Source organism: Janthinobacterium sp. MP5059B (assembly GCF_001758645.1).
GTDB classification, from domain to species: Bacteria; Pseudomonadota; Gammaproteobacteria; order Burkholderiales; family Burkholderiaceae_D; genus Janthinobacterium; species Janthinobacterium lividum.
Window position 1 is genome coordinate 525,392 of sequence record NZ_LRHX01000006.1, and the last position, 22,811, is coordinate 548,202.

Annotated in this window: 21 protein-coding genes; 20 read left to right on the forward strand and 1 reads right to left on the reverse strand. The window is 60.2% G+C overall.

The window, feature by feature from the left end; genetic code table 11:
- Positions 1–11: 11 nt before the first annotated feature.
- From JAB1_RS07180 to JAB1_RS07210, 7 genes are all read left to right on the forward strand, one after another.
- On the forward strand, positions 12–1,376 hold the full coding sequence (locus tag JAB1_RS07180) for a DUF4055 domain-containing protein (RefSeq protein ID WP_070279291.1): 1,365 nt from the start codon (positions 12–14) through the stop codon (positions 1,374–1,376).
- Positions 1,377–2,462: a hypothetical protein gene (locus tag JAB1_RS07185; RefSeq protein ID WP_070279292.1), complete on the forward strand. Its 1,086-nt coding sequence runs from the start codon at positions 1,377–1,379 to the stop codon at positions 2,460–2,462. It abuts the gene before it with no gap.
- Between the two features lie 119 nt (positions 2,463–2,581).
- Positions 2,582–3,178 carry a hypothetical protein gene (locus JAB1_RS29435; RefSeq protein ID WP_139144453.1) on the forward strand — a complete coding sequence of 199 codons (597 nt, stop codon included), beginning with the start codon at positions 2,582–2,584 and terminating at the stop codon, positions 3,176–3,178.
- A 130-nt stretch (positions 3,179–3,308) separates the two neighbouring features.
- On the forward strand, positions 3,309–4,103 hold the full coding sequence (locus JAB1_RS07195; protein ID WP_070279294.1) for a DUF6651 domain-containing protein: 795 nt from the start codon (positions 3,309–3,311) through the stop codon (positions 4,101–4,103).
- Between the two features lie 167 nt (positions 4,104–4,270).
- A complete protein-coding gene (locus JAB1_RS07200) occupies positions 4,271–5,440 on the forward strand; it encodes a P22 phage major capsid protein family protein (RefSeq protein WP_070279295.1) in 1,170 nt (389 codons plus the stop codon).
- 54 nt (positions 5,441–5,494) lie between these two features.
- On the forward strand, positions 5,495–5,890 hold the full coding sequence (locus tag JAB1_RS07205) for a hypothetical protein (protein ID WP_070279296.1): 396 nt from the start codon (positions 5,495–5,497) through the stop codon (positions 5,888–5,890).
- Between the two features lie 62 nt (positions 5,891–5,952).
- Positions 5,953–7,797 (forward strand): hypothetical protein, encoded by a 1,845-nt coding sequence (locus JAB1_RS07210; protein ID WP_070279297.1) that lies wholly within the window; start codon positions 5,953–5,955, stop codon positions 7,795–7,797.
- A 145-nt stretch (positions 7,798–7,942) separates the two neighbouring features.
- On the opposite strand, the gene JAB1_RS29440 is transcribed toward JAB1_RS07210, so the two are convergent.
- Positions 7,943–8,830 carry a hypothetical protein gene (locus JAB1_RS29440; protein ID WP_139144454.1) on the reverse strand — a complete coding sequence of 296 codons (888 nt, stop codon included), beginning with the start codon at positions 8,828–8,830 and terminating at the stop codon, positions 7,943–7,945.
- A 69-nt stretch (positions 8,831–8,899) separates the two neighbouring features.
- Between JAB1_RS29440 and JAB1_RS07215 the strand changes: the two genes are divergently transcribed.
- The 13 genes from JAB1_RS07215 (at position 8,900) to JAB1_RS07275 (ending at position 22,811) form a co-directional block, all read left to right on the forward strand.
- Positions 8,900–9,409, forward strand: coding sequence for a DnaT-like ssDNA-binding protein (locus JAB1_RS07215; RefSeq protein WP_070279298.1), 510 nt, complete (start codon positions 8,900–8,902; stop codon positions 9,407–9,409).
- Positions 9,406–9,777, forward strand: coding sequence for a hypothetical protein (locus JAB1_RS07220; protein ID WP_070279299.1), 372 nt, complete (start codon positions 9,406–9,408; stop codon positions 9,775–9,777). The genes JAB1_RS07215 and JAB1_RS07220 overlap by 4 nt, the downstream gene beginning before the upstream one ends.
- Before the next feature lie 3 nt (positions 9,778–9,780).
- Complete coding sequence (locus JAB1_RS07225; protein ID WP_070279300.1) at positions 9,781–10,155, forward strand: hypothetical protein; 375 nt, start codon at positions 9,781–9,783, stop codon at positions 10,153–10,155.
- On the forward strand, positions 10,155–10,652 hold the full coding sequence (locus JAB1_RS07230) for a hypothetical protein (protein ID WP_070279301.1): 498 nt from the start codon (positions 10,155–10,157) through the stop codon (positions 10,650–10,652). The genes JAB1_RS07225 and JAB1_RS07230 overlap by 1 nt, the downstream gene beginning before the upstream one ends.
- Positions 10,649–11,050, forward strand: coding sequence for a DUF4128 domain-containing protein (locus tag JAB1_RS07235; protein WP_070279302.1), 402 nt, complete (start codon positions 10,649–10,651; stop codon positions 11,048–11,050). The genes JAB1_RS07230 and JAB1_RS07235 overlap by 4 nt, the downstream gene beginning before the upstream one ends.
- Before the next feature lie 67 nt (positions 11,051–11,117).
- On the forward strand, positions 11,118–12,320 hold the full coding sequence (locus JAB1_RS07240; protein ID WP_070279303.1) for a phage tail tube protein: 1,203 nt from the start codon (positions 11,118–11,120) through the stop codon (positions 12,318–12,320).
- A 132-nt stretch (positions 12,321–12,452) separates the two neighbouring features.
- Complete coding sequence (locus tag JAB1_RS07245) at positions 12,453–12,920, forward strand: hypothetical protein (protein ID WP_070279304.1); 468 nt, start codon at positions 12,453–12,455, stop codon at positions 12,918–12,920.
- 131 nt (positions 12,921–13,051) lie between these two features.
- The gene (locus tag JAB1_RS07250; protein WP_083299599.1) at positions 13,052–13,267 is read left to right on the forward strand and encodes a hypothetical protein; all 216 of its coding nucleotides are present in this window, start codon (positions 13,052–13,054) and stop codon (positions 13,265–13,267) included.
- A complete protein-coding gene (locus tag JAB1_RS07255; protein WP_070279306.1) occupies positions 13,267–18,615 on the forward strand; it encodes a phage tail length tape measure family protein in 5,349 nt (1,782 codons plus the stop codon). The genes JAB1_RS07250 and JAB1_RS07255 overlap by 1 nt, the downstream gene beginning before the upstream one ends.
- Entirely contained in the window at positions 18,612–20,081 is a 1,470-nt protein-coding gene (locus JAB1_RS07260) for a hypothetical protein (RefSeq protein ID WP_070279307.1), read from the forward strand. Before JAB1_RS07255 ends, JAB1_RS07260 begins: the two co-directional genes overlap by 4 nt.
- Complete coding sequence (locus JAB1_RS07265; RefSeq protein ID WP_070279308.1) at positions 20,078–21,640, forward strand: hypothetical protein; 1,563 nt, start codon at positions 20,078–20,080, stop codon at positions 21,638–21,640. Before JAB1_RS07260 ends, JAB1_RS07265 begins: the two co-directional genes overlap by 4 nt.
- On the forward strand, positions 21,637–21,987 hold the full coding sequence (locus tag JAB1_RS07270) for a hypothetical protein (protein ID WP_070279309.1): 351 nt from the start codon (positions 21,637–21,639) through the stop codon (positions 21,985–21,987). Before JAB1_RS07265 ends, JAB1_RS07270 begins: the two co-directional genes overlap by 4 nt.
- Complete coding sequence (locus JAB1_RS07275) at positions 21,984–22,811, forward strand: hypothetical protein (RefSeq protein ID WP_139144455.1); 828 nt, start codon at positions 21,984–21,986, stop codon at positions 22,809–22,811. Before JAB1_RS07270 ends, JAB1_RS07275 begins: the two co-directional genes overlap by 4 nt.

Sequence of the window (22,811 nt, forward strand, 5' to 3'; positions counted from 1 at the left end):
CAAGGATTTCCATGACCGATGTACGCACACAATCAGCCGAAGCCGCCAAGCTGAACGAGGATTGCGCGCTAATCGCCGCGCTGCTGGGCGGTACCAAGACCATGAGGGCGGCTGGCAAGAAGTATCTGCCGCAGTGGCCAGGCGAAGACAGCGCAAGCTACGACCTTCGTCTCGCCGTGGCTACGCTGTTTCCAGCATACGCCCGCACCATCGACGTGCTGTCGGCCAAGCCGTTCAGCAAGCCGGTGACGTTGGGCGAGGACGTGCCTGAGCGGCTCAAGCCCTGGCTGCAAAATGTCGACCTGTCCGGCCGCGACTTGCATAGCTTCCTCTCGGAGATCACACAGGAGGCGATGGGGTACGGCTTCGCCGGCATCCTGGTCGACTTCCCCAAGGCGGGAAATCTGGTCACGAAGGCCGACGAGCAGGCCGCTGGCGTGCGCCCGTATTTTGTTCAGGTGCACGTCCAGAACATCCTGGGTTGGCTGCCGAAGAATGCGACCAGTCTTGAAGGACTGACCCAGCTGCGGCTGCTGGAGAGCGTGTCCGAGCCGAATGGTGACTTCGATACCAAGGAAATTGAGCAGGTGCGCGTCTTGGGGCGGGGCTCCTGGCAGACCTGGCGCCAGCGCGAGGCCGGCAGCAAGAAGGAATGGGCGCTGTTTGAGGAAGGCGTCACCACACTGGAGACAATCCCCTTCGTGCCCGTCTACGGCAAGCGCCTGGGCTACATGCAGGCCACGCCACCGCTGCTCGAGCTGGCGCACAGCAACGTCGAGCACTGGCAGAGCAAGAGCGACCAGCAGAATATCCTGCACGTCGCGCGCGTGCCGATCCTGTTTGCCAAGATGCTGGGCGAGGGCGGCATCACGGTCGGCGCCGGCAGCGCGGTCAAGTCGGAATCGCCAGAGGGCGACCTGAAGTTCGTGGAGCACGGCGGCAAGGCCATCGAGGCCGGCCGCCTGTCCATCCTCGACCTGGAAGACCGTATGCGCCAGGCCGGCGCCGAGCTGCTGGTGATCAAGCCGGGCAACGTGACCGAATCGCAGACCCTGGCCGACAACGAGCAGGGCGCATGCGCGCTGCAGAAGATCGCGGGCAACGTCGAAGACGCAGGCGACCAGGCCCTGCAGTTCATGGCTGAATGGGTGAGGGAGGCCGAAGGCGGCCATATCACCATTTTCAAGGACTTCGGCGCAGCGTCGCTGGCCGAGGCAAGTGCCGAGTTGCTATTCAAGAGCGTGGCGAATAACCGAATTTCCGGCGAAACCTACTTCAACGAGTTGCAGCGCCGCGGCATCGTGTCGCCAGACTTGAAGTGGGAGGATGAGCAGGAGCGCATCCAGTCGGCTCCGCCTGACTTGGAAGGGACATAGATGGGCGCGCTCGAAGAGTGGATTGCAGAGATGTTCCTCGTGCACTCCTTGAACCTGCTGCGCTTTTCATCCGGCACGCAGGAGAAGATCCTGCTGCTGATGGCTGCCATGTCGAAGGAATTGACGGCCAAGCTGAACGAAGGCGAGATATCGACCTACGGCAAGCAGCGCCTGGGTGCACTGCTGCGCGAGTCGAACGCGGTGATTTCATCGCACTACACCGGCATGCAGGCCGAAATGACCCGCAACCTGGCTGGCATGGTGCGCATCGAGGCCGATTACACGGCCAAGGTGCTGACTCAGGCCTTGAAGATCGAGCTGGGCGCCAAGCTGCCGCCGGCCACCTATCTCGAAAAACTGGTCGGCGACACGCTGATCAAGGGCGCGCCGTCGGCCGACTGGTGGAAGCGCCAGGCGCTCGACACACAATTCCGCTTCGCCAGCCAGGTGCGGCTCGGCGCCGCGCAAGGCGAAACGACGTCGCAGATAGTTGCGCGCGTTGTCGGCACCAGTTCCAAGGCCCTCGGCGGCGATGCGGAGGCGATGCCTGGCATCCTGAAGACGTCCGAAGCGAATGCGCGCGCGCTGGTGCACAGTTCGGTACAGGCTGTGGCCAATGCTGCGCGCCTGGCGTCTTTCCAGCAGAACGGCGACCTGATCGAGTGCCTGGTGTGGCTCAGCACGCTCGATTCGCATACCTGCCTGCTGTGTGCGATGCGAGACCTGCACGAGTACTCGCTGGACGGGCAAGAACCGATCAATCATACGCACGAGTGGGCGGGCGGGCCGGGCGCCATCCATTTCAGTTGCCGCTGCGTGCTCAGTACTCGCACGAAGTCATTTAAAGACCTGGGCATCGATTTGGACGAGCCGGGCGACAGCACGCGGCCCAGCGACGGCGGGGCGGTCAGTAGCAAGATGAACTTCAAGGACTTCCTGGCCAGCAAGGACAAGGCCTGGCGTGCTGAATACCTGGGCCCGGGCCGTGCCGAGATGTACGAGGCGGGCAAGATTACGCTGAATGATCTGATGAACCTGAAGGGGCGTAAGTTGACGCTGGAGGAACTGCAGGCAAGATATAAGTGATTTCGTGCCAGTGATTATTCGCAAGCACCCCATAGAGTAAGGGACTTAGCTTTTCACGGTTATTTCACACATTATTAGGATAGAATAAACAATTCTTTGCAAAAATTTCAGGATCGAACGTGATTAACTGGTCTGACGTTGTACCCGTAACGGTTGTAGCAGCCATAGCAATCTTCGGAATTAAAGAAATTCTAGAATTTAGGCGGCGGAAAATTGCCGATGTGAGAAAGCTCTCGGCACTCAAAAAACTATTTGCACGGGAATGCGAACTTAATGCATGGACGATAAAGGCGCTCGTACGTATTTTTCAAGGTTTCAAAGATGATCCAAGCGATCTAGATTTTGTCACAATAGCGACACATAAAAGTGGGCATGTTTATTTGCACGTACAGGATGATTCAAAAAATCTTTTGGGTCAAACTTGGGTTCCATCGGTGCAGCGTGAGGCAATGTCTAAATATTCTTTAGATGTCGCCACGCTCAGTGAGGAGTTTTATGGCCTTGTTGAGATAGCACTTGATGGACTTGCTCAGACTCAGCATGTTCGTGATTACATCTTGCAACTGGGTGAGGAAAACACATTTCTGGATCGCTCTGATTATTCTGCTAGCCTGGCCGATTATTCTCTTGAAGAACTCGCGGACGCGCAGGATGCACTTAAGAAATTGTATACGTATTGCACCGGAAAGATTCTTGAGGGGCACAGACTTCGCTGATTGATGTAGTCCCCTAATAGTTTGAATTTGCAAGCCGCCTTAAGGCGGCTTTTTTTATGCCGCAAGCGGACGCGACGCGGTGCACGGCCGGAAGGCCATTCACAAGGGCGGATGCCCGGAAAGCCACCAAATGAAACTCAAACTCGATGCAAATGGCAACGCAGTGCTGCAAGATGGCAAACCTGTCTACATTCTGGACGACGGTCGCGAAGTTGCGCACGACGCCGCCGCGACCGTGGCGAAGATTTCCAGCCTGAACGGTGAGGCTATGAGCCATCGCCAGGCGAAAGAGGCTGCCGAAGCCGCACTGAAGCCATTCAAGGATGCTGGCATCGAAGATGCGGCCGCCGCCGCTGCTGCGCTCCAGACTATGGCGAATATCAATTCCGGCGATCTGACCACGGCGGCCAAGGTGCAAGAGATCAAGGATGCTGCGACGCGCTCGGCGAACGAGGCAGTCGCTGCGGCAACCCGGGCGGCCGAAGAAAAGCAGCGCACGCTGACCGAGCAGAACACGAAGCTCACCAACGACCTGAACGATCACATTATTGGCGGCTCGTTCGCGAGCTCCAAATTCATTTCCGAGAAGCTGGCTATCCCGGCTGACATGGCGCGGACCTTCTTCGGCAGTCGCTTCAAAGTCGATGGCGGCAAGCTGGTTCCGATGGACCAGCAGGGCAACCCCATTTTCTCGTCCACGAACCATGGCAACCACGCTGACTTCGATGAAGCCATCCAAGTGATGGTCGGCCAATACGCCAACAAAGACATGATCTTGAAAGGCAGTGGCGCCTCCGGTGGTGGTGCTGGTGGCGGCAAGAGCGGCGCCGGCGGTGGCAAGGAAATCCCGCGCTCCCAGTTCTTTACCATGGCCCCGCAGGCGCAGGCCGAGGCAATCAAGGGCGGCGCGGTCGTTACTGATTAAGCAGTTGCAACCAATTCACCCAGTCTTCTCAATGAACTATTTTTATGCCTTGCTGATGGATGTCGGCGGGGTGCTTTGGGCTGGATAGCCTATCCGTTCTACAACTCAAACCATCCCGACTGGCTCGCATTACGCGGGCCTTTTTTATTCCCGAAAGGCATTAGCAAATGACCATCCTTACCCTTACCGGCCTCATCCCCGACATCTATGCAGCAATGAACGTCATTGCGCGCGAGCAAGTTGGCTTCATCCCGGCCGTGTCGCGCGACTCGACCGCCGAGCGCGCTGCCCTGAACCAGACTGTCCGCTCGCCAGTCGTCGGCGCAATGGCCGCCGAAGACCTGACGCAAGGCGCGTACGCTGAAGACGCTGGTAATCAGACCATCAACTACGTCGACATGACGATCTCGAAGCAGCGCTCCGTCCCGTTCGGCATCAACGGCGATGATACCCAGCGCCTGCAAAGCGCTGGCACTTACGCCAACATCAATCAGCAGCGTATCGCGCAGGCCTTGCGGACGCTGACGAACGAAGTGGAAGCGGACCTGGCCGCCACCAGTATCAAGTTGAGCCGCGCCTATGGCGCAGTGGGCACGATCCCCTTTGGCACCTCGGGCGACCTGTCCGACTTCGCCCAGCCGAAGAAGATCCTGAAAGACAATGGTGCACCGTTGTCTGATCTGCATATGGTCCTGGGCTCCGCTGCGATGGCGAATATCGAAGGCAAACAGGCCGGTCTGTTCCGCGTGAACGAAGCCGGCACCGACGATCTGCTGCGTCGTGGCGCGGTTAGCGTGGTCCAAGGCTTCGACCTGCACAACTCGGGCGCGATTGGCGACCTGATCGTGGCCGGCAATGCTGCAGCTGCGACGACCAGCAATGCTGGTCACGCCAAAGGCGCGACCGTGATTAACCTTGCTGCGGCAGGTACCGGCGCCTTTCTCGCTGGCGACATCGTGAGATTTGCTGGTGACCCGAACCAGTACATTCTGGCCGCTGGTGATACCGATGCGTCGAACGGCGGCCAGATCCGCTTGCAAGCGCCGGGCCTGCGCCAGGCAATCCCAGCCGCGGCCACCGGCATTACGCTGATCGCGGCGACCGTGCGCAATGCGTTCTTCCAGCGCGCCGCGCTCCAACTTGCGACCCGCGCGCCCGCCATGCCTCAGGGCGGCGACTCGGCCGACGACGTTATGTTGGTGCCAGATCCGATCTCGGGCATCACCTACGAATTCTGCATCTACAAACAAAAGCGTCAAGTTCGCTACGAGGTCAATTTGGCCTGGGGCACGGCGGCGCCGAATCCCCACCTGGGCGGCCACCTGATCGGCGGCTAATCCATCAACGTCACCCGGCGGCCAGCATGGAGCCGGGCAACCTACGAGAACAACATGACCACTATCAAGATCAAACCAAGCCACCCAAGCCAGGGCGACTTCGTCCTGATTGATAAATCCGACTTCAACCCCGACGTGCACGAGGTGTACGGCGACGATCAGGAGCTGGGCGCGCACATCGAGCGAGCGCCCACCATGGCCGAACTGCTCGCCGCGCGCGATCAACTGGCAGAACGCGGGCGTGAGCTGAATGAGCGTGAACAAAGCCTGATAGCCGAGATGGACCGCGTCGCCGAGCAGGCCCGGGCCAACGAGGTCGAAGCGCAGCGCCTGCGCGGCGAAGCGGCAATCCTTCAGGCCGCTAAGGATGCTGCTGTCTCCGCCGCACAGGTGCCAGTTGCACCGGCCACCGCCACGGCCGAGAAGCCAGCGAAGGCTGCCAAGGCGTAATCCCTGTCCAGATCCGCCCCGCATGCCGGGGCACCACATAAACCGCAATTCCGAAAGCCAATATGCCAACCATTACTGCCGGCGGCACGCCGCAAACTATCAAGCTGCCTGAGGGGCAAGTCCTGAATGTCAGCGGTGTCGCTGGCGCGGCCGGCATGGTGTATCGACTCGATCCGATTTTGGGCGGAACGAACTCGCTGCAGTCCTGGCCGGTCGGCAATGGTGCGCTGGCGTCTATCGGGCCGTACGCCGGTGAGCAGCGATTTTTGGTGTCGTGTTCGGTCGGTAGTGTGGATGTAGCAGTAGCGAGTGCGATCTTATCGATCGCGCCGGCGACTATCGTGCCCAGTGCCAGCGAAAGCCCTGTTCGCGTTGTTGTCGGTGGCGATTCGATCAGTGAAATGTACGACTTCACCGACGGCAATGGCGCGAGCATTGTTGCGCCGGGAGTGGCGCGGGTTACGTTTGCCGCTGCCTTCCCCGGCGGTGCTTACTGGCCTGGCGATCCGATTAAGGTCGTGAAGGCGCCGCTGCGGGAAGCAAATCAGATGAGCTCCACCGTCCTGGCTGTTGATCCAGCTCGGCTTTGGCTTGAATATGGTGTCAGCAGGGCGCAAGAATGCGCCGTGCTGTCTTCAGCCCCATCGGTGTACCGAAAATACGCCATCGCCTTCAGCTCATACATTGCCCAGGCGTTTGCCCTGGCCGGCAGGCCGTATCGGGTAGTGACCGATGCAGCAATGGCTGGTGGAGACTCGATTCAGGTGGGCGAGGTCATGCGGCGTGATTGGCAGCCGAACGACGTAGCCATTTATGCGCCGGGCATGAATGACGTGTATGCGCGCGGCTGGTCATTTGCGCAGATTCGGGACAACGATATTGCCAATTTGACGTATATGCGGAATAAAACCCCGCGACTGATCATTTCCTCTATCCCCGCGCGGTCGCCGTTGAACAATGGGTGGTCGGCGGAACGTTATGCTACCTGGCGTCAGGTGAACGAGTGGCGCCAGCGTTATGCCGCCGAAATAGGTGCAACGTTTATCAACTGGTCAGCGTCCAGCGTAGGTCCACGCACCTACAGCGACCCGCTTGCAATGAATGCTGACACTTTCACCAACGGCGCACAGCAAACGAGTATTGATGGTGTGCATCCGATTGGCTTGGGCGGCGTCATCGGTGGCGCTGGCTTCGCGCCGAGCATGAAGGTTCTATCGTCGGCAGACCCACTGCCGGCCAGTGCCGGTGCTGGCCTGCTGGTCGATGACTACGTTTTTCCGAATCCCATGCTTATTCGCTCCGCTACACCTGGCGGCGCAGACGGGGCGGCCACGTTCCAGAACCTCGCGGGCGCAGCAGGTGCCGAGATCGCTGACAACTGCATGCTGTCGTATCTATCAGGCTCAGGCGCTGCCGTTATCGTGAAATGCGGCGTTCTGGCGCGCAGCCAGGCTGTGCACGGCGATGTTCTTGGCAACTCCCAGCGCATCATTGTCGACAATACTGCTGGGGCGGCAACTGCAAACTTTATTTTTAAGACTGACGATTTCAAGGCAGCGATGCGCGATGGCGACACGGTCGACTATGGCCTTCATTTACTGACATCGAGCGCGGCTACGCCGGGATCGGGTGATCCTGATGGCCTGATTAGCTACGGAGTGACCTTGCTGGACCAGCATGCCGTTGCATTGAACAAGTCGGACTCGGCGCTCGGGAGTACAGGGGGGACTGGCTGCATCCCTTCTGTATCGGTCAAGCCTATTCGATTGGGGGCGCCAACACGCCGGGTTGCAGTTGCTGGAGCGTTCAGCTCGACGCGCATGCAGATACCGTTCTCAGTTGCCGCAGGAAAATCAGCTTGCATTGACCTAGGGCGCATTTTGGTGCGTCGGGGCGCAAAAGTATAAAGGGGAGCCTTATGGCGATCACTACAGAAATTGGCGCTGGCCTGCCCGATACCGAATCTTATGTCAGTGTCGTTGCGGCAAACGTGCGGTGCGCCAGCCTGTGGCTGACAGCCTGGGCGGCGTTGCTACCGCCTAGTTCTAACACTTAATTCTTGTCGATTTCGATCGGGGCGGTTCTCTCAAAATAACGAAGCTGAAGCTGTAGAGACTGAAGTTCTCCAAATAAAGTTTCAACGCCGACATGTTCGAAAGCGATATGCGTAATCTCTATATCAGGGCGTATCTTTGATTTATGCCATTCGATGTCTTCTCCGGTTGGAGGATGTAGTTGAATTAATCCATGAGACTTAGAAAATTCTGAGGGGGATTGGTCAAAAGGACTTACTGTTGGATTTTCCAATCTAGTACTAAATATCATGAAGTCTAAATTCTCAATGCCGACTATTGTTTTCTGAGAATTTGTCTCCGAAACCAACGGAGTCTTATCTGCGCGAAACATCCGGTATCCGTGGTGAAATAATCTGCACTTCCATGATTCCCCACTGTGCCTCCCTACAAATATTCTCCACTCCCCTTGCGGAGGAAGTCGCAGGCTACGAAGCCAAAGCCGCTCCGTTTCTAGTATCGACATGGTATCTGGATCGTCGAATTCAAATGTCATTGCTGTCATAGTCGCCCAAGCAGCAAGGATGGCTTGATCCTTTGTACTAATCAAGAAATTCACGTCTTGTATCATTTTTATGATAATCGATGATGCCCGGTCTTGAAGCACGCTCATCCACTCATTGTTGCATTTGACGCAAACGACTTTTAGGCGCTTTGATCTTGGGCTACCGTTTTTTTGCTTAACCACTGTAGAACTCATGCCGTCGGTCTTGGTTCTTGATTTGGATTGAAAAGTGCGATCCTCGTGTTTACGAGGGGTGAGTATTTTATCGAGCCACTGCGGAAGTACATGTTCATCACTGTTCGCGTCGTTTTTGCAAAAAGCACATTGTTGTTTATGCACATACTGTGATGGCTTGGCGGACATTCATTGCTCCTTGAGTTGTACTTGCTATTTAAACACATTCTCAAACGCAAAAATCAAAGGAGCACAAATATGCTAGTCGAAACCGGCGCTGGCCTGCCCGACGCCGAATCCTACGCCAGCATCGCTGCTGCAGATGCGCGGTGCGCCAGCCTGGGGCTGACCGCCTGGGCGGCGTTGGCTGATGGCGACAAGGAAATCGCGTTGCGCAAGGCAATGATCTTCATGGCGACCTACCGCACACGTTGGGCCGGTCGCCGGGTCAATCAGCACCAGGCACTGGACTGGCCACGCTACAACGTGGTGGTCGACGGCTTCATCGTGCCCAGCACGATCGTGCCTGCCGATGTCGTAAATGCCTGCATCGACCTGGCCGTGCGCGCCGGGCGCAGCGAGGATCTTCTACCTGATCTCGACACCGGCTCGAATGCCATCAAGAAAGACAAAACGGGGCCACTGGAAACGGAGTATTTTCAGAACACCACGGACGCGCGCGAGCGCTTCGTGGCCGTTGACGCACTCTTGGCGCCTTACTTCGGCTCGGCCGGCGGCGGCAATTCGATCAAGGTGGTGCGAGCATGAGCGCTTTTCCAGCAGTCAAGATTGACGGCTGTTTCGTCGCCGACAACACGTATCGCGAGGGCGATAAGGTGTGGATCGTCACCAACCTGATAGTACGCGCCAAGGACCTGGTCCCGTTCGATCTGCCGCTGGCGGCAATTTATAGCGGATCGGAAGTCTGGCCTGCAGTCGGATCGGCCTATGGCATCGCGCATCATGTGCGGCGCGCGCTGGACGTCGATACCAGTTTCCCGATCATCATGTGCCAGCAAGGCTTCATCATGGACGGCTGGCACCGGGTGCTGCGCGCGCTGATCGACGGCAAGACCACGATCAAGGCCGTACGCTTCGCTGAGACGCCGCCGTACGACTACGTGAAAGTGCCATAGCCTATGACCGATTACGCCAAAACTGCCGCGCGCGCCGACCAGTCCTTGCGCCGCAAGGGGGGAATCGTGGTGTTGCACCAGGTCGTGACCGGCGAATACGATCCTGACCTGGGCACGGCGCCCGCCACCACCACCGACTACGAGGGCACGGGCGTGAAGATTAACTACGAGGTCGAGAACATCGACGGCACGCTGATCCAGGCGGGCGACCAGCAGATGCTGCTGTCGCCGCTGCAGCGCAACGGTGCGCCAATGCCGACGCCGACCACGGCCGACTTGGTACTGTTTGGCGGCTCCAGCTATACGGTGAAGGCCGTCGAAACTACGGCACCGGTCGACGTGGCCGTGCTGTACACGCTGCAACTAAGGGGGCTTTGATGGCCAGTATGTCGTTTTCCATGCAGATCGCCGAATTCATCGCCAAGACCAAGGCCAATCAGGATCTGGTGGTGCGCGCCATCACCATGAAGGTTGACAACAAGCTGGTGCAGCGCTCGCCGGTCGGCGATGCGAAGTACTGGACGCACAAGCCACCGCCCGGCTACACAGGCGGCCGTTTCCGCGCTAACTGGCAACTTTCCATCGGTTCGCCGGCCGCTGGCGTGCGTGACTTGATCGACAAGAACGGCAGCGCCACAATCGCTGCCCACGGCAGCACGATCAGCGCTGCGAAGTCCGGCGACGTGATCTACCTCGTGAACAACTTGCCATACGCGAAGCGCATCGAGGAGGGCTGGTCCGGCCAGGCGCCCGTCGGCGTGGTGATGCTGACGGTCGTGGAATTCCGCACCATTGTGGACAATGCCGTGAACGGCGTGCGCGACGGCACCACCGCAAGCGAGTTCGCCCAAGGCTATTCGAGCTATAAATTATGAGCCAACCAACAATACGCGCGGCGCTGGAGGCGGCCCTGGCCAGCCTCGGTCCGGCCATCGACACCGCATGGCAAAATGTGCCGTACACACCGGTAACTGGCCGGCCATACCAGGCAGCCTACCTGCTGCCGGCGGAACCGGCCAATCATTCCATGGGCGACGGCTCGCGTCAGGAGCGCGGTATCTTCCAGGTCAGCCTGATGTATCCGCCAGGGCAGGGCACTGCTGCAGCCGGTGCGCGCGCCGAAATGATCAAGGATCTGTTTTGCCGCGGCGCAAGCTTCCCGAAGGGCGATTTGACTGTGCAGATCGAGCGCACACCGGAAATCGCGGACGGCCGCGAAGACGGCGACCGCTGGATGGTCCCGGTCAAAATCCGCTGGTTCTGCAACCTGTAACCCGCATCACCCCACACAGATCGCCTCGGCGGTCTTTTTTTTCGACCAAAGAAAGGCAATCCACACCATGACCACTGCAAACGGCATCGACAGCCTGCTCGTAATCGGCAAGCAACCGGCGGAAGGTACGAAGGCCCTGGCCGCCGCCGGCCGCCTCTATCCGCGCGTGACAGCGACGTTCGACACGGACGCCGACAAGTACTCGAGCAACGAGATCGACCCGAGCCAGCAACAGAGCGACACGCGCCTGGGCAACTTCCGGACCTCCGGCGCCATCAAGGGTGAGGCTTCGTGCGGCACCTACGCAGTGCTGCTGGCTGCGCTGCTGCGCCGCGACTTCACGGCCGGCGGCGTCACCACGGCGCAAAACACGATCGCATCGGGTGTAACGGGCCTGACGCGCAGCGCCGGTTCCTGGCTGGCCGACGGCCACCGCGCCGGTACCGTCGTGCGCATTGGCGGCTTCCTGACCACCGGCGCCGCCAACAACGGCAAGAATTTCTTCGTTACGTCCGCCACAGCGCTGAAGCTCACGGGTCAGTTCATGGACGGCAGCGCGATGACGGTGAAGGTCGAGGGCGACCCGGTGACCGTGACCGCGACCGGCAAGCGCAGCTTCACGCCTCTGACCGGCCACACCACGGACTGGTTCACGGCGGAAGTGCAGGATCCGGGCATTGCCGTGAATCGCTGTTTCATCGACCAGTTGGTCAGCAAGGTTGACATCGCCGTGCAGCCGAATGGCATCACGAGCATGGACTTCACCCTGATGGGCAAGCTGGAGGGCCCGACCACGCCGGCGGCTTACTTCGCGGCACCGGCCGCCACGCCCGGCACCGGCAAGTTCTCCGGCGCCACCGCGATGCTGTCGGTGGCGGGCATCCCGTCGCAAATCTGCACGGGCATGTCGTTGTCGCTGGACGGCCAGGTCAAGATCGATCCCGTGATCGGCTCCAAGTTCGCCACGGCTGCCTCGCGCGGCAAAGTGCTGGGCAGCGGCCAGTTCACCGTGCTGATGCAGGATTCGGCATATATCGACTACTTTAAGCAGGAAATCGAGCTGCCGCTGGCCTACGCCATGGCGGCCAGCACTGCGCCGCTGGCCGAAGTGATGACCATCGCCATGGGCCGCATCAAGATCACCTCGGCCAAGGTCGATGATGGCGAGAAAAACAAGATCGTCACCTGCGCCTTCGACATCCTGCGCTACCAAGGGGCTGATTCGCAGCACGAGGCAACGACCGTGGCGTTTCAAGACACCAGCCTGTAACCCACTTGCACGGCCCTGCGCCGGGCTTTCTTTTGGCGCAAGCGCCACCCCAGCACCGACCGGTTGCTGTCGCCTTCGTGGGCGCGGCGGCCGGCACGGGCACATATTTCCACCCCACGAAAGGCAATACCCATGAATACCACCCAAGCAACCCTGAATACCGCGCAAACCCTGGCCGTCGCAGGCTTCGACATCGCCAACCTGTCGGCACCTGCCGCGCGCGTGACCTTCGACGTGCCCGTGATCTTCGACGCCGACGGCGAGCCCGTGGCCGGCATCAAGATCGTCGGCAAGAATTCCGACGAGTACCGCAAGGAAAGCCACGCCGTGCGCGCCGAAGGCTATAAAAAGTCGGCCAAGCGCAAGACCGCCATCGACGCCTCCACCGACGAAGGCGCGGATCAGCTGGTGCACGTCATCGATGACAACCAAAAGCGCCTGGCGCTGGCCGTGGCCGTCGACTGGTACGGCTTCACCAGCAACGGCGCCGTCGTGCCGTTCGACAAGGGCCTGATCGCCACGGCGTTCGACAAATACCCGACCTGGCAAGAGCGCGTCACGGCCGCCCTGGAAAATGACGCCAATTTTTTGAAGGTCTAACCCAGGCCCTGCTGCTGTATGCCGATCACCTGTTTGATCGAGCGACAGCTGCAGGCGACGGCAACGCCAAGGGCAATCACCTGGACACCGCCCGGCAAAACCCGCTTTACCGGGCGCCCGAGGCGCCAGCGGTGCCGCAGCTGCCGCCCGAGCTGGCCTATATCTGGACCTGGTTCACCCAACTGAACCAGAAGCGCCAGTGCGGCATGGCCGTGAACGCGTTGACCAGTGTCGAGATACTGGCCTGGCAGGCGCGCCACGGTATCCGCTTCGATCCGTTCGAAGAAGTCGCCATCGATCGCCTGGATGCGCTGTTCATTTATCACCAGAATAAGAAGGAGAAATAATGCCTGATATCGCCGAGCTTGGACTTTCGATTGATACGCGACAACTGGAGCAGGGCGCCCAGGCAATGGACCGCCTCGGCGTCGCCAGTGAGGGTGTCGAGAAGAAGGTCGACAGCGCGACGTCGGCCATTGATAAGCTTGGGAAGGCAAGCGCTGACGCCAAGGCGAAAACTGCCGAAGGCGCGGCGGCCGTCGATGCCGTCGGCGAGGCCGGCGCGCGCGTGGTGCAAAAGGTCGACGCCGCGTCGGCATCTATCGATGCAATGGGCGCCACCGCCACCCGCATTCGCACGGTCTTCCTGGGCGGCAGCAACACGCTCGATGGGTTCATGGGCTCATCGATGGGCGTCTGGCGTAGCAGTGAGGCCGCCGCCGCTGGGATTGATAGTCTTGGCAATGCCACCGAGCGTACTTGGAAGAAGCAGGCTGACTACAACGGTGCGATGGCCGACACGACCCGTATCATGCGGCAGGCGGCCGATGCTGCGCGCACGCTGGAGGAATCCAACCACAGGATGCTGATCGAGCTGCAACGCGAGATCGACACGTTCGGAATGGCGCGGGGCGAACTGGAGCGTTATCGTGCGGCCGAGCTTGGCCTTGGAAGTGCCGCGCAGACCAAGGCCGCAGCCTTGGGAAACAGCATTGATGCGATGCACCGCGAAGAACGAGCTGCACGCGACGCTGCTGGCGCTCAGGATCGCGCGGCAGCCGCTGGTGATCGTTTTATCAAAAGCCTGCAGGACCAGGTGGCCACGCTGGGCATGTCGACCCAGCAGCTGCAAGCATATCGCGCCGCTCAGCTGGGCGTTTCCGATGCGGCGGCGCCACTGATCAACAAGTTGGCCGAAACTGGCGAAGGCGCCAAGAAAGCTGGCGGACACATGGAGGGCTTCAGCTTCCAATCAGCCAGCGCCAAGCGCGAGTTGTTGGTTCTCGCGCACGAGCTCAGCCAAGGGCAGTTCCAGCGCTTTGGCGGCTCAATGATGGTATTGGGCGAGCAGACTGGCGCCGCAGGCTTGCTGTTCAGTAGTACCGGCCTGGCCGTGCTGGGCTTTGCAGCCGCGCTGGGTACGGTGGCATACGCAATGATCAAAGGCGCCAGCACACAGCGAGAAATGAACAATGCCCTGATCTCGACCAACAACTACGCAGGGGTTACCAGCGACAAGCTGAATGAACTGGCGCATGCCGCGACTGCCGTGCACGGGAGTATTGGCGAGGCGAAGAAGGTTGTAACGGAATTGGCTGGCACTGGCAAGTTCACGGGCGACCAGATCGCATACATCACCGATGCTGTCATTGCGTTGGAGACTGCGACAGGCGAATCTGTCAAAAAGACCATTAAGGAGTTCGAGTCCCTGGCCGTTCAGTCGACAGGCAGCACCAATCGCGCCACCGAGGTGATTACCCGCGCAACCGTCAAACTGGATGATACCTATCACTTCTTGACGCTTTCCGTCTATGAGGCAATCCGCGCTTTGGAAAAAGACGGCGATGCGAAAGGTGCGTCTGCCGTCGCTACAGCGGCGTTCGCAAAGGCGACCAAGGATGGTGCTGACCAGATGATTGCCAACCTTGGTAGTGTGGCGCGCGCCTGGCATGGCGTAAAAGAAGCAATCGGCGGCGCTATGGATGCCATCGGAAGCTACGGCGCCAAGGCCACGCCAGCGGCCGATGTAAAAAAATACAGTTTCCGCCTGTCGGAATTCGATAAGGGGCTGGCTGATAGTAATCTGCGCTTGGGGCGGGCGCCTGATGCCATTACGCCTGAACTCCAGGTAGCCCGCACGCAGATTGTTCTTGGCCTGACGGACGCGGTGGATAAATTAAACAAGGCTGACGCTGTCGCCCTTGCCCAGGGTGAAATCGCGACCAAGAATTCTCGTGCTGTTCATGCTGCTGCGATGATCCATGCGGAAGATATCCGCCTGCAGAAGAAGGGGATGGGTGAGCTTGCGGTCGCCTTGGATGCATACCAGTCGAATATTGATGCTATTCGCGCTGCCGACCCAAATTCACCTCTTATTACCCCTGATGCGATTGCCGCCGGTATTGCTGCTCGGAAAAAAGCACATACCGATCAGGCAAAGCCGAAAGCTGACCAGGTCGAAAACACCGAGCTTGCCGACCAAATTAAGCAGTACGCGAAAGAAGCTGCGGCTGCAAAGGCACACTACGACGAATTGGGCAAGCTTGACGACATGTATTTGAGGGCTGGCGAGCTGTCTGAACGTCAGTTTTTCGAAAACAAGCGGTCTTATGCACTTTCAACCTACGAGGCACAGATTGATGCTTTTGATCTAGAAATTGGTGCATTGAAGGCGCACAACAGCGTCACAAAAGCTGAGGCGGCAAAACACGAGAAGGCGCTTAACGAAATACTAGGCAAACGAAGTGCAGCTGAGAAAGCGTTCTTTGACGAGAGTTTCCGTCGGGACGAAGAGGAACGGTTGCGGAAGGCTGCCGTGGTTGCTGCTTCAAACGATGCAATGAATAAATATATTTCTAGCATCAATCAGGAAGCGCAAAAGATCGAGGATTCGAATCATATCCATGAGAAGGCGCGCAGCGTCATTGAGCGGGAGGAGGTTGCCCGGCTGGAATTGGCAATCGCGTATCAAAAGCAATTTATTGAAGGCCAGGCTGCAGCTGGCGCCACCGCGGAAGAGATCGCACAAGCGCCGGCCATTCTCAAATATCTTGAGGACCAGCGTGCCGCGCGGCTTCGTTTGGCGCAAGGCCTGGATCAGCAGGATCAAGTGAAGCTGGCGCAAGCTCAGATCGAAACCAACAAAAAAATGTGGGAATCGATCGACTCCACAGCGCAAGACACTTTCGTATCGATTGGTAATTCAGGTATTTCTGCTATCGATCGGGTGTGGGGTGCATTGAAAAATGGCTTGTTCGCATGGCTTTACCAGATGACGCTCAAGAAGTGGATTATCAACATCGGCGCGTCGATGACTGGCGCGAACGCTACCAGCATGGCAATGGCCGGTGACCTCGGTGGATTAGGCGGTGCCGGCGGAATTGCTGGCAGCGTGGGCGCGACAGCAAACCTGTTGCAAAGTGCCAAAACCGCCTACACCATCGCGTCACAAGGTTTTGCCGGCATTACGGCAGGCTTTGGCACCAGCGTTGTCAGTCTGGGCACGCTGTTTGGCTCGACTGCAATTGAGGCATTTGGTGCTGGCCTGGGTAGCACGGGCCTTGTGGGCGCGGCAGATGCCGCCGGCCTGTACGCGGCATCTGGAGGCGTGGGTAGCGCGGGCGCAGTTACGGCCGGCGCCTATGCTGGCGCGGCGGTTACGGCCGCCGCCGGCATCGCCGCTGGCGTGCTGGGTGGCCGGATGATCTCTGGCCAGTATGGCAGCAACTCGACTGTGAACGCCGGCACCGGCATCGGTGCAGTCGCCGGGGCATTCATGGGTGGCCCTATCGGCGCGGCCATCGGCGGCGCCCTGGGTGGCTTGATCGGGGGCCTTGGTAATCGTGTGTTCGGCATGGGTGAAAAGAAGTACGGGGAAACGGGTATCACCGGAACGTTATCCGGTACCGGGTTCAGTGGCACCGAATATGCCAAATGGACGCAAAAGGGCGGTTGGCTGCGCAGCGACAAGAAGGACACTGACCGTAAAGCCGTCGACGCGACGACGTCCAATGCGTTTGTGGAGACGTATGCAGCCATTCGCAACGTCTCGGCTACCTTGGCCAATACGCTGGGCATCGATACCTCCAGCCTGGCCACGCGCGCCCAGGCGCTCAACATCAATCTGACCGGCCTCACCACGGAAGCTGACAGGCTGGGCGCCGTGACCAAGTTCTTCGAAGGCGTCGGCAATGCCATCGCCGTCGAGCTGCTGCCCAATGTCGGCCAGTTCAAGCAAGGCAACGAGGAGCTGAGCGTTACCTTGCAGCGTGTGGCCGGGAATTATGCCGGTGTCGACGCTGCCCTGCAACTGATCAGCCGCACGTCGCAGGATGCCTTCGGCGCCGTGGGTGTGGCCACCATTGGCGCACGCGAGAACCTGATCAAGCTGGCCGGCAGCCTGGACTCGCTCACCAGCGGGACCAGCTTCTTTGCCGAAAACTTCCTGACGGAAGCCGAGCAGATGGCGCCCGTGCTGTCGACCGTGGCCGATACGCTGGGCAAGCTGGGCATGTCTGGCGTCAAATCGGTGGAGCAGTACAAGGACGTGGTGCTGGGCTTGGACTTGGCCAGCACGGGCGGCCAAGAGATGTACATCAAGCTGCTGGCTCTGGCGCCGGCCTTCAAGGCTGCCGCCGACTACAGCAGCCAGCTGGCCGCAGCGACCGGCAATTATGCCGCTGTGGTCAAGTCCGCCAGCGAGATTGCCAGCGAGCGCATGGATCTGCAAAAGCAGCTAAACGAATTGACGAAAAGCGAAACGGAACTGCTGGCCATCCAGCGCTCCAGCATCGCCGCCGTCAACCGTGCACTGTTCGACCAGGTGCAGGCGGCCAAGGCGGTGGTGACGGCCAAGGACGTGCTGGCAAAGGCTTACGACAGAGAGGCAGCAGCGGCCCAGACGGCGCTGGATAAATCGAAGTCGTGGGTGGCCACGCTCAATGGCCTGAACGCCAGCATGGCCCTGGGCAACCAATCCACCCTGACGCCGGAGCAGAAATACGCCGAAGCGCGTGCCCAGTTCGAGAAGACCCTGGCAGCGGCCAATGCCGGCGACACGACGGCGCAGTCCGGCCTGTCGGCCGCCGAGCAGGCCTTCCTGACAGCTTCTCAAGTGGTCAACGCTTCGGATGCCCGCTACGCGGCAGATTACGCCCGCGTGGTGGCGGCCAACAACGAGGCGTTGAAATGGGCCTCGGCCCAGGTCGACGTGCAGCAGGCCAGCCTGGACGCCCTCAAGGCCCAGGTGTCGGGCCTGATCACCATCAATGACAGCGTGCTGACGGTGGCGCAAGCCATTGCCAACCTGCATGCGGCGATGGGCACGGCCAAAGGCTTGGGCGTGCAGTTCGACGGCTCCCATGCCGGCGGGCTGGCCAATGTGCCGTTTGATGGCTACGCGGCCGAGCTGCACCGCGGTGAAGTGGTGGTCGACGCGCAGGCTGCCGCTGCCATGCGCCGTTACTTCGGTGGCGCACCGAGCCAGGGCGGCGGCAACACCGATGCCCTGGTGGCCGAAATCAAGGGCTTGCGGGAAGAGGTCAAAGGGCTGCGCGCCGATCAGGACAAGCAGACCGGCGCCACCATCCAGGCGACAGTCGAATCGAACGACAAAGCAGCAAAAACGGTCGTGGCCGGTGTCGATAAATCCGCCAAGGCATCTGCCTGGGCGAAAAAAGTGGAGTACTCGCAATGACCGATGTGCAGTTTCTGGAATGGCTCAAGAGCCCGTTGGCCATCCGCATGGTGCTGATCGAGGCGCAGGTGAATGTGGCCGGCAGCGAGGTGACGCGCTACATCGCCTCGCGGCCGTATGTTACAGGCCCAGCGGAGGTGCCGGCCAATACGGTGTATCTGCCGATGGCCACCGGCGGACTGGCCTTCACCGAGCAGGTCAGCCTGACTGGCGAGGCGGGGCTGTCGGGTGGCGATGTAGAGCTGGGCAACGCGGACGGCGCGCTCGACGGCTGGCTCGGCGACGTCTGGCGCAATCGGCCCATCAAGGCCTGGTCCGGCGATCCGCGCTGGCCGCGCGCCGATTTCCGCCTGGTGTTCAACGGCATCATTGCCGACATCGCCAGTGCGAGCCGTGAAACGCTCAACCTGTCCCTGCGGGACAAGCTACAGCGCCTGGACACGCCGATTGCCGAGGCCAAGCTGGGCGGCACCTCGCCAAACAAGGACGCGACGCTGCCGATCCCGTTCGGCGAATGCCACAACGTCACGCCACTGCTGACCAATCCCGCCACCCTGGAGTATGGCTTCCTGGGCGCGGTAGAGTCGAGTTTCGAGGTGCGCACCAACGGTAAGCCAATTGCCGTGGCCCTGAATGACCAGGCGGGACGCTTCAACCTGACCACCGATCCGTTTTCCACCACGATTACGGTCAGCGTGCAGGGCGACAAGGGCGGCGGCTACGCACCGCGCATCGCGCCGCTGGTGCAGCGCATTGCCACCGCCTACGGCAAGGCCTCGGATCGTTTCACCCTGGCCGACCTCGATCTGGACAATCTGGCCGCCTTCGATGCCGCCCACCCGCAGCTGGTGGGCCTGTACGTTGCGGACCGGACGAACCAGGCGCAGGCCATCCAGCAGCTGGCGGCCAGCGTTGGCGCCCAGGCGGTCATGTCGCGCACGGGCCAGTTGCGCCTGGTGCAGATCGCGCTGCCGGCCGCCGGCGTGGCTCTGCAGATTGGTCCCGAGAAAATGCGGGTGGACTCGCTGCGCGTGGTGCAGCGCTTGCCGGTAGTGGCGGCCGTCAAAATTGCGTTTGACCGCAATTACACGGTGCAGGCCAGTCTGACCACCAGCATCCCGCCGGCGCATGCCGACCTGTATGCCACGGAGTGGTTGACCGAAACGGCGGTCGATGAGGCGGTGCGCGCGCGCTACCGCCTGACGGACGACCCGCCGCAGATCGAAACCTGCCTCAAGACGAACGAGGACGCCCGTGCGGAAGCGCTGCGGCGCCTGGCCTTGAATAAGGTGCAGCGCACGATTTACGAATTTGATGGAGAGCCCGAGATGATGATGCTGGAACTGGGGCAGCCCGTGGTGCTGCGCGATAATCGTTTCGGCCTGCAGGGCGGGGTGCCTGGTGTGGTGGTGCTGCTGTCGCCGCAATGGCTGACTGGGCGCGTGACGGTGGGAGTACTGGTATGACGGCCATTGGCGGTGCCCGTGACAAGCTGCTGCAGGCCACGGCGGAGCGCTTCAGCACAACGGCCGATGGCAAGGCGATCTTGCTGGCTGGCAGCACGCCTGTGTTTCGTGTGAACAGCGCCGGCGCTGGCGCACCTGGATCGATTGCCATCACCGCCAAACCGGTGAACGTGGTGGGCGATATCGTGTTTTCGGTCTCTGCCGGTACGCAGATGACCGTCAACGGCAACGTGGCCACGGTCAATTTTGCCACCATGACCACGGATACGGCACTGGTGCAGGCCCGCATCCGCGAATTCGGTGTCGACTATGTCGGCAACTACATGATCAGCAAGGTCTTCGACGGCGAGACGGGCTTGGCCGGCTTGAACACGGGCCAGGCATTCGCCTACAAGCGCGCGGCTGTGGCGCCAGTTGATTCGCCAGGTGATGTGATCTTTACCTTTGCCACGGCCAGTATCACGACGCCGGCCGGCAACGATCTGGCCAACGGCTGGGCGAAAAATATCCCGGCCGGAACGGCGCCGCTGTATGTGCGCGTGGCTGCCGCCAGTTCGCGCAATGCCACGGACAATATTGCCGCCAATGAGTGGGCAGGAGCGGTGCAGCTGGCCAAAGATGGCGCAAACGGGGTGGATGGGTTGAATGTGGCGCCTGTGCGCATCTACCAGCGCGGCGCCACGAATATTGCGCCGGCGCTGCCGAGCGCGGCATGCACGTTCACCTTTGCTACCGGCGCACTTGCGGGCCTGAACAACGGCTGGTCGACCCAAGTGCCCACTGCCGGCGGCGCCTACCTGTTCACCTCAGGTGCCACGGCCGCTGCGCGCACTGCCACCGATGACATCGCCCCAGGCGAATGGGCGGCCGCTGCGCGCCTGGCCGCCGACGGGGCGACTGGCCAGCGCGGCACCGTCACCGTGACGGCGCCCGGCTATTCGACCTGGTCGGATGCCTCGGCTGTATATGAGCTGGGCCGCGCCGGCTACGGCGCGCCGATCAACCGCGACGTGGTCACGCTGTACGACGCGACACATGTGGTGACGAAGTATTTTGATAGCGGCGCTTGGCTGGTGCTGGGCACGGTGCTGAATGGGAATTTGCTGGTCGATGGCAGCGTGGCGGCGAAGGCGGTGTCGGTGGACAAGCTGTCGGCCTTCGTTTCCAATCTGGGCGAGGTGACTGCTGGCGACCTGTACGGCACCACGCTGCATGGCGGCCCTGGGTATCCAACCAGTGCGTCAGGTTGGCCAGTTACCGGCAATTTAGGTACTGGCTATCATTTGAGCGCCGGCGGCCTGTACATCGGCAATCCGCAAACAGGGAAATATTTTGGTGTCGACGCATCCGGCAACGTTTTCGCTCCAGCATTTTCCGTCGTAAACGGCACGGCGACTTTCTACGGCACGCTGTCGGCAGTGACCGGTACCATCGGTCTGCTGCGCAGCCGCGCCAGCGGTGCACGCATGGAGATGTATGGCGACGCCCTGAAATCAATCGGCATCGATGCTGGAGGCGCTGAAGTTGTTACGGCGCAGTTCGGCAATCTTGATATATGAGCAGCCATGGCGTGATAAGCCGGGATTTGCAAACCCGAGAAGTGCTCTATGACAGCCGGGAGGAGAACACCCTGTTCTGGATTGCTGAAGAGGCCATTGCCGGGGCCAGTGTCGGCACCGGGGCCGGTCGTACATTCTCATACCCGGCGTATTCCGGAAAGAAAATCGTTGCCAACCTGGTTTCACCCTATCAAACCAGTGACGTTGACGGCTGGGCGGTGCTGAGCTGTCGCGTCAGCTATCCATCGGGCATCCCGACGGTCCAGGTGTTTGTCGACAATGCCACTGCCGGCTTACCGGTGTGCGATGGCTACATGATGATTTACTTTACCGGAGCGGCGCTATGAGAATGGGCTTTCAAGCGAAGAACCTGGCGAAGGGCAATATCACCATCGATTCCAGCCTGCGTGCTTACGTGTACCTTGGAAAATACCTCATCCCCAGCCAGATCGGCGCGTACCCAACGGTCGATTTTCAGTGCAAGGGCATGCCCCAGCTGTATTTTGACGTGCCCTACAACATCACGGCCCAAGACATCGGCACTACCGGGCTGGATGCTTTCCGTTCGCGCACGGGCATGAGTCTGCGCAAGTTGCAGTTTCTGGGTGGCGATAGCTGGCGCGCGACCATGGCCATCAATAACCACAATGGCCCCGCTCTGGCGCTGTTCTTGCGGGTATTCGGGCGCCTGGATCTAAATCCTCCAGCGCGCCCATATGGCTACGGCCTGCTGGTCCGTACGCTGGAGGAAAAGGCGCTGGTGTTTCTCAGCGGCAAACGCATGTTGCGCCTGGCTGGCGATACCTACGATGTCGAGCTGACACTCCCCTGGCCGGTGCCGCCCAGTGACAGTGCTCCAGCGAATGGCCAGGACACGGCAATCAATTTGCCGTTCAGCATGCAAGGAAAATCCATCAGCGCGAATACCCGTGGCATGGTCTCGATGCCGTATTACCTGTATTCGTATGAAGACGACGGCCGGACCATGAACCGCTATGCGGTGCTGCACTACGAATCGATGTACTGGGCCAGCGGTAATCAGCTGCAGGTGCGCCGTATCGCGGCGAGCGCAGATGAGATGGACGTCAGTGGCTCCCTGATTATCGACAACTCCCGCTGCCAGACGGTGTATTCCCGCCTTTCGGTCATCGACAACGCTAAATTTCCCTAA

Coding starts and splice junctions, on each gene's coding strand:
- JAB1_RS07245 (WP_070279304.1), top strand. CDS start 12,453: ATGAATACCACCCAAGCAACCCTGAATACCGCGCAAACCCTGGCCGTC.
- JAB1_RS07260 (WP_070279307.1), top strand. CDS start 18,612: ATGACCGATGTGCAGTTTCTGGAATGGCTCAAGAGCCCGTTGGCCATC.
- JAB1_RS07230 (WP_070279301.1), top strand. CDS start 10,155: ATGGCCAGTATGTCGTTTTCCATGCAGATCGCCGAATTCATCGCCAAG.
- JAB1_RS07240 (WP_070279303.1), top strand. CDS start 11,118: ATGACCACTGCAAACGGCATCGACAGCCTGCTCGTAATCGGCAAGCAA.
- JAB1_RS07185 (WP_070279292.1), top strand. CDS start 1,377: ATGGGCGCGCTCGAAGAGTGGATTGCAGAGATGTTCCTCGTGCACTCC.
- JAB1_RS07220 (WP_070279299.1), top strand. CDS start 9,406: ATGAGCGCTTTTCCAGCAGTCAAGATTGACGGCTGTTTCGTCGCCGAC.
- JAB1_RS07195 (WP_070279294.1), top strand. CDS start 3,309: ATGAAACTCAAACTCGATGCAAATGGCAACGCAGTGCTGCAAGATGGC.
- JAB1_RS07270 (WP_070279309.1), top strand. CDS start 21,637: ATGAGCAGCCATGGCGTGATAAGCCGGGATTTGCAAACCCGAGAAGTG.
- JAB1_RS07235 (WP_070279302.1), top strand. CDS start 10,649: ATGAGCCAACCAACAATACGCGCGGCGCTGGAGGCGGCCCTGGCCAGC.
- JAB1_RS07215 (WP_070279298.1), top strand. CDS start 8,900: ATGCTAGTCGAAACCGGCGCTGGCCTGCCCGACGCCGAATCCTACGCC.
- JAB1_RS07210 (WP_070279297.1), top strand. CDS start 5,953: ATGCCAACCATTACTGCCGGCGGCACGCCGCAAACTATCAAGCTGCCT.
- JAB1_RS07205 (WP_070279296.1), top strand. CDS start 5,495: ATGACCACTATCAAGATCAAACCAAGCCACCCAAGCCAGGGCGACTTC.
- JAB1_RS29440 (WP_139144454.1), bottom strand. CDS start 8,830: ATGTCCGCCAAGCCATCACAGTATGTGCATAAACAACAATGTGCTTTT.
- JAB1_RS07180 (WP_070279291.1), top strand. CDS start 12: ATGACCGATGTACGCACACAATCAGCCGAAGCCGCCAAGCTGAACGAG.
- JAB1_RS07200 (WP_070279295.1), top strand. CDS start 4,271: ATGACCATCCTTACCCTTACCGGCCTCATCCCCGACATCTATGCAGCA.
- JAB1_RS07225 (WP_070279300.1), top strand. CDS start 9,781: ATGACCGATTACGCCAAAACTGCCGCGCGCGCCGACCAGTCCTTGCGC.
- JAB1_RS07265 (WP_070279308.1), top strand. CDS start 20,078: ATGACGGCCATTGGCGGTGCCCGTGACAAGCTGCTGCAGGCCACGGCG.
- JAB1_RS07255 (WP_070279306.1), top strand. CDS start 13,267: ATGCCTGATATCGCCGAGCTTGGACTTTCGATTGATACGCGACAACTG.
- JAB1_RS07275 (WP_139144455.1), top strand. CDS start 21,984: ATGAGAATGGGCTTTCAAGCGAAGAACCTGGCGAAGGGCAATATCACC.